This window comes from Neoroseomonas lacus (genome assembly GCF_014644535.1).
In the GTDB taxonomy this organism is placed as follows: domain Bacteria; phylum Pseudomonadota; class Alphaproteobacteria; order Acetobacterales; family Acetobacteraceae; genus Neoroseomonas; species Neoroseomonas lacus.
This window is the reverse complement of the sequence record NZ_BMKW01000001.1, coordinates 411,913-427,133: the sequence shown is the minus strand read 5'-3', so window position 1 is coordinate 427,133 and position 15,221 is coordinate 411,913. Positions and strand designations below refer to the sequence as shown.

The window sequence follows — 15,221 nt, the reverse complement described above, 5'->3', positions numbered from 1 at the left end:
GGCAAACAGGGGGGTTTTCATGGTCGGGATCGGACGGCGCGGGCTTCTGGGGACAACGACGGCGCTGCTGGCCGCGCCCAGCATCCTGCACGCGCAGCCCGCGGGCGGCGTGAAGATCGGCGTCGTCGCGGTGCAGACCGGCCCGCAGGCAGCCCTCGGCAACCAGCTCAAGGAGGGCTTTGCGCTCGGGCTGCGCCACCTCGACGGCAAGCTTGGTGGCCTGACCGCCGAGACGGTGCTGATCGACGACGAGCTGAAGCCCGATGTCGGCGTCACCAAGGTCCGCGCGGCGCTCGAACGAGACAAGGTGGATTTCATCGTCGGCGTGGTGTTCTCGAACATCCTGGCCGCGATCATCCGCCCGGTGACGGAGAGCGGCACCTTCCTGATCAGCACCAATGCCGGCCCCTCGACCTTCGCTGGACGCGGCTGCAACCCGAATTTCTTCACGACCTCCTACAACAACGACCAGGTCCATTCGGTGATCGGCCAGGCTTGCGAAGATGCCGGCTACAAGCGCGTCTTCGTCATGGTGCCGAACTACCAGGCCGGTCGCGATGCCGTCGCCGGCTTCAAGTCGCGCTTCAAGGGCGAGGTGGTGGACGAGGTCTTCGTCCCGCTCACCCAGCTCGATTTCTCCGCCGAACTGGCGAAGATCGCCGCCGCGCGCCCGGATGCGATCTTCACCTTCATGCCCGGTGGGCTCGGCGTGAACCTAGTGCGCCAGTACCGCCAGGCCGGGCTGCAGACCATTCCGTTCCTGTCCACCTTCACGGTGGATGAGGCGACGCTGCCCGCGCAGGGCGATGCCGCGCTCGGCTTCTATTCCGCCGCGTCCTGGGCGCCGAACATGGACAACCCGCAGAACGTGAAGTTCGTGGCCGACTACATCGCCGCCCACAATGCGGTGCCGGCGACCTATGCGGCGCAGGCCTATGACGCGGCGATGCTGCTCGATTCCGCCATCCGCAAGGTGGGCGGCAACCTTGCCGGCAAGGACGCGCTGCGTGCCGCGATCAAGGCCGCCGATTTCCGCTCGGTGCGCGGGCCGTTCAGCTTCGGCGTGAACCATTACCCGGTGCAGGATTTCTGGCTGCTCAAGGTCGGCCGCCGCGCCGATGGCAAGCTCGAGACCCAGACCGACCGCAAGATCTTCACCAATGCGGTCGACCCCTGGGCCGCCGAATGCCGCATGCGCTGATGCCCTTCGCGCGGCGGCGCGCGAAGGGCCCTGCGCGTGGGGTTGGCGGGGCGGCCGCGCGCGAGACCAAGGCAGCGACTGACATGCACGAGCACGTCAGGAGCGCTTCGTGACGGCGCAACTGCTGCTGGTGCAGGTACTCAACGGCCTGCAGCTCGGCATCCTGCTGTTCCTGGTCGCCGCCGGGCTGACGCTGGTCTTCGGCGTCATGGATTTCATCAATCTCGCCCACGGCGTGCAGTACATGCTGGGTGCCTATCTGGGCGCCTGGCTGGCGGCGGCGGCGGGGTCCTTCTGGTGGGGGCTGCTGCTCGCCCTGCCGGCGGCGCTGGCGGCGGGGCTGGTGCTGGAAGTGCTCGTGTTCCGGCACCTTTATGCACGCGACCATCTCTCGCAGGTGCTCGCGACCTTCGGCGTGATCCTGTTCCTGAATGAGGGCGTGAAACTCCTCTGGGGTGCCTCGCCGTTGCAGGTGCCGATCCCGCCACTGCTCGCCGGCGGCATCGAGATCATGCCCGGCCTGCAATACCCGATCTATCGTATCGCGGTGCTGGCGGCAGGCATCGCGACGGCCGGCGGGCTGTGGTTCCTGGTGGACCGCACCCGCGCGGGCATGCTGGTGCGCGCCGGCGCCACCAACGCGGCCATGGTCTCCGCCCTGGGCGTCGATATCGGCCGGCTATTCACCATGGTCTTCGCCTTCGGGGCGATGCTGGCGGGCTTCGCCGGTGTGCTGGCGGGGCCGATCTTCTCGGTCGAACCGGGCATGGGCGACAACGTCCTGATCCTCGCCTTCGTGGTTATCGTCATCGGCGGCATCGGGTCGATCCGTGGCGCCTTCCTCGCCGCCCTGCTGGTCGGGTTGATCGACACGCTCGGCAAGTCGTTGATGCCCGACGTGATGCGGCTGTTCCTCGACGCGTCACCGGCGCGGCAGACCGGCGCGGCACTCGCCTCGATGCTGGTCTATATCGCCATGGCGGCGATCCTGGCCTTCCGCCCGGCGGGGCTGTTTCCCGTCCGCGCCGGCTGACCCGCTATGCGCCTGCGCGAGGCCTGGTTGCCGCTGCTGCTGCTCGCCGCCCTCGGCATCGCGCCGCTGGCCGGCTTCGCGGCCTCCTACGAAATGACGTTGATGGCGCGGATGATGATCCTCGCCATGGCGGCCGTCTCGCTCTCCTTCCTGGTGGGCGGGGCGGGGTTGGCGAGCCTCGGCCACGCCGCCTGCCTCGGCGTCGGTGCCTATGCGGTGGTGATCCTCGACGCCCATGGCATCACCGACGCGCTGCGCGTCCTGCCGGCGGCGATCGGCGCCGCGTCGGCCTTCGCGCTGCTGACGGGGGCGATCGCCATCCGCACCAGCGGTGTGCATTTCATCATGATCACCCTGGCCTTCGGGCAGATGGCCTTCTTCACCGCCGCCTCGCTCTCGGCCTATGGTGGCGATGACGGCACTACGCTGTACAGCCGCACCGAACTCGCCGGCACGCGGCTGCTCGAGAACCGTCTCGTCTTCCACTACATCTGCCTCGGTGCGCTGGCGCTGACCTGGGCGGCCTGCGCGATGCTGCTGGCGTCGCGCTTCGGCCGCGTGCTGCGCGCCGCGCGCGAGAATGCGCAACGCGTCGAGGCGGTCGGCCTCGCGCCCTATCCCTTCCGCCTGGTGGGATATGTCATCGCCGGCGGCTTCGGTGGCGTCGCGGGCTTCCTGCTGGCCAATGCCACCGAATTCGTCTCCCCCGCCATCCTGTCCTGGCAGCGTTCGGGCGAACTGCTGTTCATGGTCATCCTTGGCGGCGTCGGGCGACTCTGGGGGGCGATCCTAGGCGCGCTGGTCTTCGTGCTGCTGGAGACGTGGCTCGCGGAACTGACGCCGCACTGGAAGATCATCTTCGGGCCGCTGCTTGTGGTCTCGGTACTGCTGCTGCGCGGCGGCCTGTCCTCCCTGGTGGCGCCGCGCCATGGCTGAGCCGCTGCTGCGCCTTGCTGACCTGCGCAAGCACTACGGGGGGCTGGCCGTGACAGACGGCGTCTCGCTCGATGTCATGCCGGGCGAGATCCACGCCGTGATCGGCCCGAATGGCGCCGGCAAGACCACACTGATCCATGAGATCACCGGCCTCGTCGCGCCGGATTCCGGCCAAGTGGTCTTCGCCGGGCGGGACATCACGCGGCTGTCGCGCCCGGCGCGGGTTCGCGCTGGCCTCGCGCGGACATTCCAGATCACCAATGTCGTTGCAGGCTTCTCGGCGCTGGAGAATGTCGCGCTGGCCGCCCAGGCGCGCGTCGGGTCTTCCTTCCGCTTCTTCCGCGCCGCCACCAGCGAAGTTGCGTTGAACGAAGCGGCGCTGGCCGTCCTGGCCGAGGTCGGCCTCGCCGATCGCGCCACAGTGCTGGCCGGCGCGCTCTCCCATGGCGAAAAGCGCGCGCTAGAAATGGCGGCCGCGCTGGCCACGCGTCCCCGACTGCTGCTGCTCGACGAACCGCTGGCCGGTGCCGGGCCGGAGGAGACGGCGCGCCTCATCGCCCTGCTGACCCGGTTGAAAGCTGCCTACACCATCCTGCTGGTCGAGCACGACATGCAGGCGGTCTTCGCGCTCGCTGACCGCATCTCGGTGCTAGTCTACGGCCGCATCATCGCTACCGGGACGGTCGCCGAGATCCGCGGCAATGCCGAGGTCCGCGCCGCCTATCTCGGCGAGGACGACGCGTGATGCTGGCGGTCGAGAACCTTCTTGCCGGCTATGGCGACAGCCGCGTGCTGCACGGCATCAGCTTCACCATCGGGGCCGGGGAGGTCGTCACGCTGCTCGGCCGCAACGGCATGGGCAAGACGACGACGGTGCGCGCGGTGATGGGGCTGCTGGCCCCGCAGGGCGGGCGCATCGCCTTCGACGGCACCGACGTCACCGGGCTGCCGCCCTACCGCATCGCCCAGCGCGGCATCGGACTGGTGCCGGAAGGCCGCCAGGTCTTCCCGACGCTGACGGTCGAGGAGAACCTCGTCGCCACCGCCGCCAACCGCTCGGGCGGGGCGCCGCGCTGGACGCTGCCCGCGGTGCTCGCGCTGTTCCCGCGCCTGGAGGAACGGCGCCGCAATCTCGGCGCACGGCTGTCGGGAGGGGAGCAGCAGATGCTCGCCATCGGCCGCGCGCTGATGACCAACCCGCGCCTGCTGATCCTCGACGAAGCGACGGAAGGCCTGGCGCCGATCATCCGGGCCGAGATCTGGGCTGTGCTGGCGGCGCTGCGAGCCGAGGGGTTGGCGATCCTGCTGATCGACAAGAACCTCGCCGCGATCCAGCGCCTGGCCGACCGGCATGTGGTGATCGAGAAGGGCCGCGTGGTCTGGACCGGCAGCAGCGAGGCCCTTTCGGCCGCACCCGAAGTGCGCGACACCTATCTTCACGTCTGAGGGAGGACGAGACCCATGACCGCATTGACCGCAGGCATCACCCCGGCCGGAGAGGGGATCGACGGCGTCGTCTGGAACATCCTGGGCCAGACCTACAAGCCGGTCGCCCATGGCGAATCCTGCTTCGCCTTCGACACGCTGTTCCCCGATGGCACCTTCGTGCCGCCGCATATCCACGCCTCGCAGGATGAATTCATCCGCGTGCTGGAGGGCCGCTTCGACCTGGTGCTTGACGGCCAGCCGCTGACCGCGACGGCGGGCGACCTGATCCGCATGCCGGCAGGCATCATGCACGGCATTTTCAACAAGTCGGGGGCGCCGGTGCGTGCGCTGTTCTGGGTGACGCCGGCGAAAGGGCTCTACACGCTGTTCACGCGCATCCACAACGTCGCCGATCCGGGCGAGGTGGTGCGTATCGCGTCGGAATACGAGGTGGAGTTCCTGCCGCCGCCGGAGTGAGTCGCGTGGTGCTCCGGTATGAGCGGCGAAGGAAGGTTGGAGGGTCGCTGCCCCTCCAAGCTACCCCGCCAAATGCCAGGGGCATTTGGAATGCCGTCCTTTGGCGCCGGGCAGTAAAGGCATGCTGCTCCTGCGGCATGCATGCCTTGCGTAGGGGTGGGGTTCGGTGCCGGAGTGTCCGGGGCGCTGTTCGTTGCGTCGCGAGGCAAGGTATTGGGGTGAATCCGAGTAGACACAATCGCTCTCGGTTCCCGGATTAAACATCGCGCGGTCATCAGAGCCGATGCTGGCTTCTGCCGACGGTACGGCCATGCGCCCGCGCCACGATCCCATCGATTTCGTGGAAATCGCGCGAAGGTGCAGGAAACTGAGTTTCCTGCCGGGGTGCTCGAGGGGCGGCGCCCCTCGACCTTCCGTCAATGATCCTCGGCGTCCAACGCATACCCCGCCGACCGCACGGTGCGGATCAGGTCCACCTCATGCTCGCCGTTGATGGCCTTGCGCAGCCGGCGGATGTGCACATCCACGGTGCGGGGTTCGACATGGATGTCGCGCCCCCACACCGCATCGAGCATCTGCTCGCGTGTAAACACCCGCCCGGGGTGCTGCAGGAAGAATTCCAACAGCCGGTACTCCGTCGGCCCCAGATGCAGCGCCCGTCCGCCGCGCGACACGCGATGCGAATCCTGGTCCATGGTCAGGTCGCGATAGGTCAGCGTTCCCTTGGTCGCCGCCCCGCCTGACCGGCGCAGCAGCGCCCGGATGCGCGCGAGCAGCGCGTCCATCACGAAGGGCTTGGCGATGTAGTCGTCCGCGCCGGTGTCCAGCGCACGCACCGCGTCCTGGTCCTCGGTGCGGGCGGTGACCATGATGATCGGCAGGTCGCGCGTATTGGGGCGACGGCGGAGCTGGCGGCACACCTCAATGCCCGACAGCGCGGGCAGCATCCAGTCGAGCAGCACGAGGTCGGGCCTGGCTTCGGAGACGCGCAGCAGCGCCTCCTGGCCATCGGCCGCCTCATCGACCTTGAACCCCTGCTTCTCGAGGTTGTAGCGCAGCAACGTCATCAGCGGCGCCTCATCCTCGACCACCAGGATCGTGGGCTTGGCAAGCGTCGAATAGGCCTCGGCCATCGGCGTTTCCCTTGTGTGTTATTCGCCGGCCGGACGGACCACCGCATAGGCCGAATCATCGGCCTTGGGGCGCTCGTCGGGCAGGCTGTCGCCGCGCACGGCGTAGTGGATGCGTTCGGCGATGTTGGTCGTGTGGTCGCCGATGCGTTCGAGGTTCTTGGCGATGAACAGCATGTGCGTCGCCGCGGAGATGTTGCGCGGGTCCTCCATCATGAAGGTCAGCAATTCGCGGAAGATGCCGTTGTAGATGGTGTCGATCGGCTCATCCGCCGCCCAGACGCGCCCGGCGGCCTCGGCGTCGTTGTTGACCAACGCATCCATCGCCGCCTTCAGGTTCTCCTGCACCAGATGCGTCATGCGCTCGAAGCCGTTGAGGCTGCCGAGCGCGGGCAGGGAGGCCAGTACGATGGCGCGCTTGGCCGCATTGGCCGCGTAGTCGCCGATGCGCTCCAGGTCGTTCGAGACCTTCATCACCGAAATGATGACGCGCAGGTCGGAGGCGACCGGCTGGCGTAGCGCAAGAAGCTGCACGCAGAAGGCCTCGATCTCGCGTTCCAGCGCGTCGATCTGGACATCGCGCTGCACCACCTCGGAGGCGAGGTCGGTGTCGCGGCGCACCAGCGCGCGGGTCGCATCGGCCACCTGGCGTTCCGCCAGGCCACCCATGCGCGCCGCCATGTCACGCAGGCGGCGGAGATCCTCGTCGTAGCTACGCACGATATGTTCGTTGGGCATCGGGTGTTCCTCGCGCCGCTCAGCCGAAGCGGCCGGTGATGTATTCCTGGGTCTTGGGGTGCTTCGGCGCGGTGAACATCTGCGCCGCCGGAGCAACCTCGATCAGCTCGCCGAGGTAGAAGAATGCCACCTGATCGGCGCAGCGCGCCGCCTGCTGCATGTTGTGCGTGACGATGACGATGGTGAAGTCGCGCTTCAACTCGTCAATCAGCTCCTCGATCTTCAGCGTGGAGATCGGGTCCAGCGCCGAGGTCGGCTCGTCGAACAGGATCACCTCTGGGCGCACGGCGATGGTGCGCGCGATGCACAACCGCTGCTGCTGCCCGCCCGACAGGCCGAGCGCGGATGCATCGAGCCGGTCTTTCACCTCGTCCCAAATGGCGGCGCGGGTCAGCGCCCATTCGATGCGCTCATCCATCTGGCTGCGGGAGAGCTTCTCGTGCAGGCGGATGCCGAAAGAGATGTTCTCCTGGATCGTCATCGGGAACGGCGTCGGTTTTTGGAACACCATGCCGATCTTGGCGCGCAGGGCGTTGAGGTCGGCATCGGGAGCGACGATGTTCATGCCGTCGATCATCGCCTCGCCGGTCGCGCGTTGGCCCGGATACAGGCTGTACATCCGGTTCAGCACGCGCAGCAGGGTGGACTTGCCGCAGCCCGAAGGCCCGATCATGCCGGTCACCTGGCGGTCGGGGATGTTGAAGTCGATCCCCTTCAGCGCCCGATTGTCGCCGTAGAAGAATTCGAGGTTCTTGATGGCGATGCGCGGCGCGTTCAGCGTGACGTCGGAACGGGCCTGGACGCCGCCGAAGCCCTGCGTGCCGGCGCCGGCCGTGCCGGTTTCTGCTGTGGTGGACATGGGTTGTTTCCTTCCGCCTACTTGCGGCCGCGCAGCAGGGTGCGCGCCAGGATGTTGAGAGCAAGCACGCTCAGCGTGATCAGCAGCGCACCGGCCCAGGCCAGGGCGATCCAATCTTCGAAGGGCGACCCGGCCATGGAGTAGATCGCCACCGGCAGGCTCGCCATCGGCCGCGTCAGGTCGGTCGCCCAGCCATTGTTGCCCAGCGAGGTGAAGAGCAGCGGCGCCGTCTCGCCGGCGACGCGGGCGATGGCCAGCAGGATGCCGGTGATGATGCCCGACATCGCCGACTTCCAGCAGACGAACACGATCATCTTCCACTTGGGCGACCCCAGGCCGATCACCGCCTCGCGCAGCGTGTTCGGGATCAGGGTGAGCATGTCCTCGGTGGTGCGCACCACCACCGGGATGACGATGATCGCCAGTGCGACCACGCCCGCCCAGCCCGAGAAGCCGCCGAAGGGCAGCACCAGGATCTGGTAGACGAACAGACCCACCAGGATCGACGGTGCCGAGAGCAGGATGTCCGAGACGAAGCGGACCATGTTCCCGAACTTCGACCCCCGCGCGTATTCGGCGAGGTAGGTGCCGACCAGCATGCCGATCGGCGTGCCGATGGCGGTGCCGAGGCTCGCCTGGATCAGGCTGCCGACGATGGCATTGAGCAGGCCACCGTCCGAGCCCGGCGGCGCGGTGACGCGGGTGAACACGTTGGGGCCCATCGCCGTGAAGCCGCGATAGGTCAGCGTGATCAGGATCGAGGCGAGGAAGGCAAGGCCGATCAGCGTCGAGCCCACGCACAAGGCGCGCACGATCCGGTCGGCGCGCTTGCGGCGCCGCCCAAGGGCTGCCGCCACCTCAGGGTCCTTGCGGGGGCCGGGGACCGAACCGGCCGTCATGGAGAGGCTCATCGGATCAGGCCTTCAGGCGGGAGCGGAGGAGGTAGCGCGAGGTCGCAAGCACGATGAAGGACAGCACGAACAGGATGAAACCGAGCGCCAGCAGCGATGCCAGCTTCAGGCTGCCCGTCTCGCTTTCGCCGAATTCGAGCGCGACCAACGAGGCGATGGTGTTGCCCGGCCCGAACAGCGAGGTGCTGATGCGGTTGGCGTTGCCGATCACGAATGTGACCGCCATCGTCTCGCCCAAGGCACGGCCGAGGCCGAGCATGATGCCGCCGACCACCGAGATCCGGGTATAGGGCAGCACGACGCCGCGCATCACTTCCCAGGTGGTCGCACCCAGGCCGTAGGCGCTTTCCTTGTAGACCGGCGGCACCTGCTGGAACACGTCGCGCATCGTCGCCGCGATGAAGGGCAGGATCATGATCGCGAGGATGAATGAGGCGGTGAAGATGCCGGTGCCGAACGGCGCGCCCTGGAACAGGAAGCCGATCAGCGGCAGTTCGCCGGCATTGTCGATGATCCAGGGCTGGATATGTGCGGCGAAGGCCGGCGCGATCACGAAGAAGCCCCACATGCCGTAGATGATCGAGGGCACGGCGGCGAGCAGCTCGATCGCCGTGCCGACCGGCCCGCGCAGCCAGGTCGGCGCGAGTTCGGTCAGGTAAAAGGCGACGCCGAAGGCCAGCGGCACGGCGAGGAAGATGGCGAGCACCGCGGTGACGATCGTGCCGTAGATCGACACGCCGGCGCCGAACACCTCCTGCACGGGGTCCCAGTCGGTCGACCAGATGAAGTCGATCCCGAAGGCGCGAAACGCCGGCAGCCCGGCGATGAACAACTCGATGATGATGGCGCCCAGCAGCACCAGGACGAGGAGCCCGGAACCCCGGCAGGCCCATTCGAAGATGAGGTCGCCGAGATTGCCACCGCGTCTAGCGCTGTGACTGATTGTTGCGGAGGAAGCGGTTGCGGCCTGGCTCACGGAATCTGCCCATCAGGAGGGAAGGGAGGCGGGGCCCGGCGCGATGGCCGGGCCCCATCCTTGGTTCAGGCGCCGTACTGGCGGGTCCAGGCGGCACGGATGGCGGTCTTGGTCGCCTCCGGCAGCGGAATGTACTCGAGTTCGCGGGCCAGCGCGTCGCCGTTCTTGTAGGCCCAGTCAAAGAACTTGCGCACATTGGCGCTGCGCGCCGCATCCTGCGGGTCGGTCGGCAGCAGGATGAAGGTCGGCGAGACGATCGGCCAGGAGGTCGCACCCGCCTGGTCGATGATGTTGGCCGCGAAGCCCGGCACCGACCAATCCGCATTGGACGCCGCCGCCAGGAAGTTCTCCATGGTCGGCTTCACGAAGTTGCCGTCCTTGTTCTTCAGCTGCGTGGTGACCAGGTTGTTGCGGCTGGCATAGGCATTCTCGACATAGCCGATGCCGCCGCGCGTGTTGCGCACGCCGCCAGCCACACCTTCATTGCCGCGCGCGCCATTGCCGACCGGCCAGCGCACCGAGGTGGCGGCACCCGGGCCGCCGCGCCAATCGGCCGACACCGCCGAGAGGTAGGAGGTGAACACGAAGGTCGTGCCCGAGCCGTCGGCGCGATAGACCGGCGCGATGGCGAGCGAGGGCAGGCTCACGCCGGCGTTCAGCGCGACGATCTTGGCGTCGTTCCAGCGCGTGATCTTGCCCATGAAGATCTCGGCCAGCACCTCGCCGGTCAGCTTCAGCTGCTCGTTCGCGATGCCCGGGACATTGATGATCGGCACCACCGAACCCATCACGGTCGGGAACTGCAGCAGCTTCGCTTCGGTCAGCTGGTCGGCGTTCAGCGGCGCGTCGGTCGCGCCGAAGTCGACGGTGCGGTTCTTGATCTGGTTGATGCCGGCGCCCGAACCCACCGACTGGTAGTTCAGGTGCACACCGATCGCCGGACGGGCCGCTTCGGCCCACTTCTGGTAGACCGGGTTGGGGAACGACGCGCCAGCGCCGGTGATGTTCGCGTCTTCGGCTCGGGCAGCGAGCGGAAGGGTCAGTACCGCGCCGGCGCCGAGAAGGATGGACCGCCTGTTCATGAGCGTCACTCCGTAGATGTTTCAGCGGCGCCTTCGATGATAGCGCCAACGCCGCGGCTTCTAGGCGGGGTGGAAGACGTCACGATTGCAGTTTTATGATGGTTCGATGACAGCCGGTGCGACAACCGAGGCGGTCATCCCTGCTCTGCGCCAGGCGCGGCCCACCGGACCGCGCCCACTTGGCCTCAGCGATACCAGGCTGGCCGGCGCTTTTCCCGAAACGCGGCAAGGCCTTCCCGCCCCTCGGCGCTGGCCCGCTGCATCCATGATTCATGCGCCAGCAATGACATCTCGCGGGCCGAAAGCTTCAGTCCGTTAGCACCAAGGAACGAATCCTTCGTCATCGCGATGGCCGAGGGAGCGGACAACATCGTCTGGTCGATGATCTCGGCCAGCCGCGCATCGGCCCGCTCGGCCGCCACCACTTCATGCACCAGACCGATTCGCAATGCCTCGGCGGCATCGAAGCGCTCGCCGGTCAGCGCGTAGCGGCGCGTGTGGCGCAGCCCCATGGCATGGACCATGTGGGTCGAGATTGGCGTCGGTGCCACGCCGACGCGCACCTCGGTCAGGCCGAAGATGGCCGCGGGCGTGGCGATCGCGACATCGACGCAGCACACCACGCCGCAGCCGCCGCCGAAGCAGGCGCCATGCACCAGGGCGAAGGTCGGCTTGGGGAACTCGTTTAACTTCTGCATCGCCAGCGTCGTCGCCATCGAGGCCGTGTAGGCCTGCTCCGGCCCGTAGGTCGCCGCCTGCGCCAGCCAGTCGAGATCCGCCCCGGCCTGGAAATGCTTGCCCGCGCCGCGGATCACCAGCGCGCGGACGCTGTCATCGTCATGCAGCTTGTCGAGCCCGGCGATCAGCGCGCCGAGCAATTCCTCATTGTACGCATTGCCCTTGGCGGGCCGGTTCAGCGTGGCGGTGGCGATGCCACGCTCGTCGACGGACAGCAGGACGGGGTCTGACATGGCGGTTCTCCCTATTCGAACCTGCGCATCCTTGCCGCGCGGCGCCCCGCCGCCAAGCCGCCGTTGACGCATGGCCGCAGCGCGCCGAGGCTTCCCCCGTCAGTCAGGAGGCCCCGCCATGGCCAGCAGCCGCCCCACGCTTTCCGGTCCCCGCCACGCCATCTCGGCGGGGCATTACCTGGCGGCCTCCGCCGGCATGGCGGTGCTCGAGGCCGGCGGCAACGCCATCGATGCCGGCTGCGCGGCCGGCATGGCCCTCGGCGTGCTGCTGCCCGACCTGGTCAATGTCGCGGGCGTAGCACCCATCATGATCCGCATGGCGGACGGCACGGTCGAGACCATCGCCGGCCTGGGCCACTGGCCGCGATCCCTGCCGCCCGACATCTTCATGCGCGAACACGGCGGCAAGATCCCGAACGGCGTCCGCCGCACCGTGGTCCCGGCCGCACCCGATGCCTGGATCACTGCGCTGGAACGTCATGGCACGATGGGCTTCGGCGATGTCGCGCAATACGCCATCCGCTTCGCCGGGGAGGGTTTCGCCGTCTTCCCGCTGCTCGCCGAGACCGTCGCGCTGCACCAGGCCGACTACGCGCGCTACCCCTCGAACGCCGCGATCTTCCTGCCCAATGGCGCACCGCCCAAGGTCGGCGACCGGTTCGTGCAATCCGACCTCGCCCGTACTCTTACATATATGGTAGAGGAAGAACGCCGCGCTGCAACCAAGGGCGGGCGCATGGCCGGCCTCGCCGCCGCCCACGCCGCCTTCTATCGCGGCGACATCGCGCGGGAGATCGTGAAATTCATCCGGGCCGAGGGCGGCTTCCTCTCCATGGAGGACATGGAGGGCTTCCGGTCGCGGCTGGAGCCCGCCGTCGCCCGCCCCTGGCGCGGCCACACCTTGCTGACCTGCGGCCCCTGGTGCCAGGGGCCAGCACTCGCCCAGGCGCTGCTGCTGATGGAACGTGCCGGCTTCTCCGGCATGGCGCACAACTCGGCCGACTACCTGCACCTGCTGACCGAATGCGTGAAGGCGGCGATGGCCGACCGCGAATACCATTTCGGCGACCCACTCTTCACCCAGGTGCCGCTCGACGGGCTGCTCTCGCCCGAACACCTCGACGCCCGGCTGGCGCAGATCGACCCGGCCCGAGCCCATCCCACCATGTACGAACCTCTGCTCGGCCAGGGCACCCCCGCCGATGGCCCACAGCGCACCGACCTGCCGAAGGTCGAGGCCGATACCTCCTACGTCGCCGTGGTCGATCGCTGGGGCAATGCCTTCAGCGCGACGCCGTCGGACGGCTCCTGGAATTCCCCGGTGGTGCCCGGCCTCGGCCTCATCCCGTCCAACCGCGGCAGCCAATCACGGCCCGACCCGGCGCATCCCTCGGGTGTCGCGCCCGGCAAGCGCCCGCGCCTGACGCCCAACCCGGCGATGCTGGTGACGGAAGATGGCGGCGTCATGCCCTTCGGCACGCCGGGCGGCGACGTGCAGATCCAGGCGATGCTGCAGGTCATGTTGAATGTCTTCCATTTCGGCATGGAGCTGCAGGACGCCATCGAGGCGCCGCGCCTCGCTTCCTATGCCTTCCCCTCCTCCTTCGCGCCCTTCGACTATTTCCCCGCCCGCATCGCGGTGGAATCGCGCATCTCGCAGGCGGTTCGCGACGACCTTGCCGCACGCGGGCATGAGGTGAAGGAATGGCCGGACATCACCTGGCTCGCCGGCAGCGTCGAGGCGGTGCTGTCCGACCCCAAGGCCGGCCTCGTGCGCGCCGGTGCCGATCCGCGCCGCCCGGCCTATGCCATCGCCGGGTGACGGCAGCACGGCCGATCAGCTCCTGGCGGTGGCGGTGGCGGTGGCCTGCGGCATCGCGAATTTCGAGGCGACCACCGGACCAGGTGCCGGACGGCTTCCGCCCGCTGCTCACCCATGCCCCGGGTACCTTCGCCGGCTATGGCCTGCCGCGCGAGGCGGCGATGGGCGCGCCCAATACCGGTGGCGCGCTTGACCTCAATATCAAGGACCTGGCCCTGACGCTGCTGGATGTGCAGGGCGGCGCCGAGGTCCACGCCGCCAATGCGCTGCGCCAGGGCCTGACGCTACCCGAACTCGCTGAGGGGCTGGTGCGGTGCATCCCGGTCGGCGGCATCACCACCTGGAACTGCGTCGGGCGCCAAATCATGGAGCACGCCGTCGTCATCGCGGGGGGATCTTGCCGCCGGGCCTGGCTGACGACCGGGTCAACGGCGAGGCGAACGGTCTGGCGCGCGGGTCTTGCGGGTCGGCCGCGCGCGAAGCAACGTCTCTGCAGCCTGGCCGGCTATCAGACGTAGCCCGGCCCCTCGATCGCCGGATAGGCGGCGAGGAACCCCTCATCCACCTCGACCCCGATCCCCGGCGTCTCGTTCGGCCGCACATGGCCATCCGCCCCGATCGTCCATGGCGTGCTGCACAACTCGTCGCGGAACTTGTTGGCGCGCGAGATGTCAGCCTCGAAATACCCGCCATTCTCGATTGCGGCGAGGAAGTGGATCGAGGCCGCCTGGTTCACCCCGGTCATTGATGAATGCGGATGGATCGGGATCTTGAAGGCGCTCGCCATGGCGGCGATGCGTTGCGCCTCGGTGATGCCGCCGCATTTCGACAGGTCCGGCTGCCAGATGGTGATGACGCCATCCTCCAGCACGCGGGTGAACTCGTACCGCGTGAAGTGGTTCTCCCCGGCGGCCAGCGGCGTCGAGCCATAGCCGCGAGCCTGGGAATAGGAATGATGGTCGTGCGCGGGGAAGGGTTCCTCGAGCCAGCCAATGTTGAGCCGGTCCATCTCCGGCATCACCTGCCGCACCTGGTCGATGTTGTAGCCGATATTGGCGTCGGTCAGGATCGTCAGCTCCTTGCCGAAGGCGTCGCGCACCGCCTCCATGCGCGCCACATCGTCCTTCACCGTATCGCCGACGCGCAGCTTCACCGCCTTGTAGCCGGCCGCCATGTGCGGCGCCGCCTCGTCGATCAACTCCGCCGGTTCCTGGTAGCCGAGCGCCACGCCCCCGGCATAGGCCGGCACCGCCCGCGCCGCCCCGCCCAGCAGCTTGTACAGCGGCAGGTTCAGCGCCTTCGCCTTGGCATCCCAGATCGCCATGTCGATGCCCGACATCGCCAGCGCACAGCCCGCCCCCATGCCGTGGCTCGCCAACTGGTACTTGTAGATGCGCGCATTGATGCCGGTGGTGTCGAAGGCGTCCATGCCGAGGATCAACTGCCGCAGCGTCGTCTGGATCAGCGTCGCGACGGCGGTGTGCGCGCGGCCATGATGCGCCTCGCCCCAGCCGACGATGCCGTCCTCGGTGGTGACCTTCACCATCACAGCATCGCGCTTGACCGCCTGGCCGATGCCGAGCCGCGGCCCCCCCGGCGGCAAGGGGAAGGAGGTCGGGTAGGCGCGCACATCGACGATCTTCATCGGCAGGTTTCC

General features: G+C 68.0%; 16 protein-coding genes. 8 read left to right on the top strand and 8 right to left on the bottom strand.

Going from position 1 to position 15,221, the window contains the following annotated elements; translation table 11 throughout:
* Positions 1-19: 19 nt before the first annotated feature.
* The 6 genes from IEY36_RS02065 (at position 20) to IEY36_RS02040 (ending at position 5,075) form a co-directional block, all read left to right on the top strand.
* On the top strand, positions 20-1,201 hold the full coding sequence (locus IEY36_RS02065; protein ID WP_188965238.1) for an ABC transporter substrate-binding protein: 1,182 nt from the start codon (positions 20-22) through the stop codon (positions 1,199-1,201).
* A 109-nt stretch (positions 1,202-1,310) separates the two neighbouring features.
* The gene (locus IEY36_RS02060; RefSeq protein ID WP_188965237.1) at positions 1,311-2,234 is read left to right on the top strand and encodes a branched-chain amino acid ABC transporter permease; all 924 of its coding nucleotides are present in this window, start codon (positions 1,311-1,313) and stop codon (positions 2,232-2,234) included.
* 6 nt (positions 2,235-2,240) lie between these two features.
* A complete protein-coding gene (locus IEY36_RS02055) occupies positions 2,241-3,170 on the top strand; it encodes a branched-chain amino acid ABC transporter permease (RefSeq protein ID WP_188965236.1) in 930 nt (309 codons plus the stop codon).
* Positions 3,163-3,915, top strand: a complete 753-nt coding sequence (locus IEY36_RS02050; RefSeq protein ID WP_188965235.1) for an ABC transporter ATP-binding protein — start codon at positions 3,163-3,165, stop codon at positions 3,913-3,915. The genes IEY36_RS02055 and IEY36_RS02050 overlap by 8 nt, the downstream gene beginning before the upstream one ends.
* A complete protein-coding gene (locus IEY36_RS02045; RefSeq protein ID WP_188965234.1) occupies positions 3,915-4,616 on the top strand; it encodes an ABC transporter ATP-binding protein in 702 nt (233 codons plus the stop codon). Before IEY36_RS02050 ends, IEY36_RS02045 begins: the two co-directional genes overlap by 1 nt.
* Before the next feature lie 15 nt (positions 4,617-4,631).
* Complete coding sequence (locus IEY36_RS02040; RefSeq protein WP_188965233.1) at positions 4,632-5,075, top strand: cupin domain-containing protein; 444 nt, start codon at positions 4,632-4,634, stop codon at positions 5,073-5,075.
* A gap of 416 nt (positions 5,076-5,491) precedes the next feature.
* Here the strand turns inward: IEY36_RS02040 and phoB are convergent, their stop codons facing one another.
* The 7 genes from phoB to IEY36_RS02005 all read right to left on the bottom strand — a co-directional run bounded on the left by phoB (position 5,492) and on the right by IEY36_RS02005 (position 11,742).
* Positions 5,492-6,208 carry a phosphate regulon transcriptional regulator PhoB gene (gene phoB, locus IEY36_RS02035; protein WP_188965232.1) on the bottom strand — a complete coding sequence of 239 codons (717 nt, stop codon included), beginning with the start codon at positions 6,206-6,208 and terminating at the stop codon, positions 5,492-5,494.
* Between the two features lie 18 nt (positions 6,209-6,226).
* On the bottom strand, positions 6,227-6,943 hold the full coding sequence (gene phoU / locus IEY36_RS02030; RefSeq protein WP_188965231.1) for a phosphate signaling complex protein PhoU: 717 nt from the start codon (positions 6,941-6,943) through the stop codon (positions 6,227-6,229).
* 19 nt (positions 6,944-6,962) lie between these two features.
* Positions 6,963-7,802 (bottom strand): phosphate ABC transporter ATP-binding protein PstB, encoded by an 840-nt coding sequence (gene pstB, locus IEY36_RS02025; protein WP_188965230.1) that lies wholly within the window; start codon positions 7,800-7,802, stop codon positions 6,963-6,965.
* Positions 7,803-7,819: 17 nt separating this feature from the next.
* Positions 7,820-8,701, bottom strand: a complete 882-nt coding sequence (pstA, locus tag IEY36_RS02020; protein WP_229681030.1) for a phosphate ABC transporter permease PstA — start codon at positions 8,699-8,701, stop codon at positions 7,820-7,822.
* 16 nt (positions 8,702-8,717) lie between these two features.
* A complete protein-coding gene (pstC, locus tag IEY36_RS02015; protein WP_188965228.1) occupies positions 8,718-9,689 on the bottom strand; it encodes a phosphate ABC transporter permease subunit PstC in 972 nt (323 codons plus the stop codon).
* Positions 9,690-9,754: 65 nt separating this feature from the next.
* A complete protein-coding gene (pstS, locus tag IEY36_RS02010) occupies positions 9,755-10,771 on the bottom strand; it encodes a phosphate ABC transporter substrate-binding protein PstS (RefSeq protein ID WP_188965227.1) in 1,017 nt (338 codons plus the stop codon).
* A gap of 185 nt (positions 10,772-10,956) precedes the next feature.
* Positions 10,957-11,742: an enoyl-CoA hydratase-related protein gene (locus IEY36_RS02005; RefSeq protein ID WP_188965226.1), complete on the bottom strand. Its 786-nt coding sequence runs from the start codon at positions 11,740-11,742 to the stop codon at positions 10,957-10,959.
* A 118-nt stretch (positions 11,743-11,860) separates the two neighbouring features.
* Here IEY36_RS02005 and IEY36_RS02000 point away from each other — a divergent pair, with 118 nt between their 5' ends.
* Positions 11,861-13,564, top strand: coding sequence for a gamma-glutamyltransferase family protein (locus IEY36_RS02000; RefSeq protein WP_188965225.1), 1,704 nt, complete (start codon positions 11,861-11,863; stop codon positions 13,562-13,564).
* Between the two features lie 83 nt (positions 13,565-13,647).
* A complete protein-coding gene (locus IEY36_RS01995; protein ID WP_188965224.1) occupies positions 13,648-14,082 on the top strand; it encodes a hypothetical protein in 435 nt (144 codons plus the stop codon).
* On the opposite strand, the gene IEY36_RS01990 is transcribed toward IEY36_RS01995, so the two are convergent.
* A complete protein-coding gene (locus IEY36_RS01990) occupies positions 14,073-15,209 on the bottom strand; it encodes a mandelate racemase/muconate lactonizing enzyme family protein (protein WP_188965223.1) in 1,137 nt (378 codons plus the stop codon). The two genes, IEY36_RS01995 and IEY36_RS01990, sit on opposite strands and share 10 nt — an antisense overlap.
* Between the last annotated feature and the right edge of the window lie 12 nt (positions 15,210-15,221).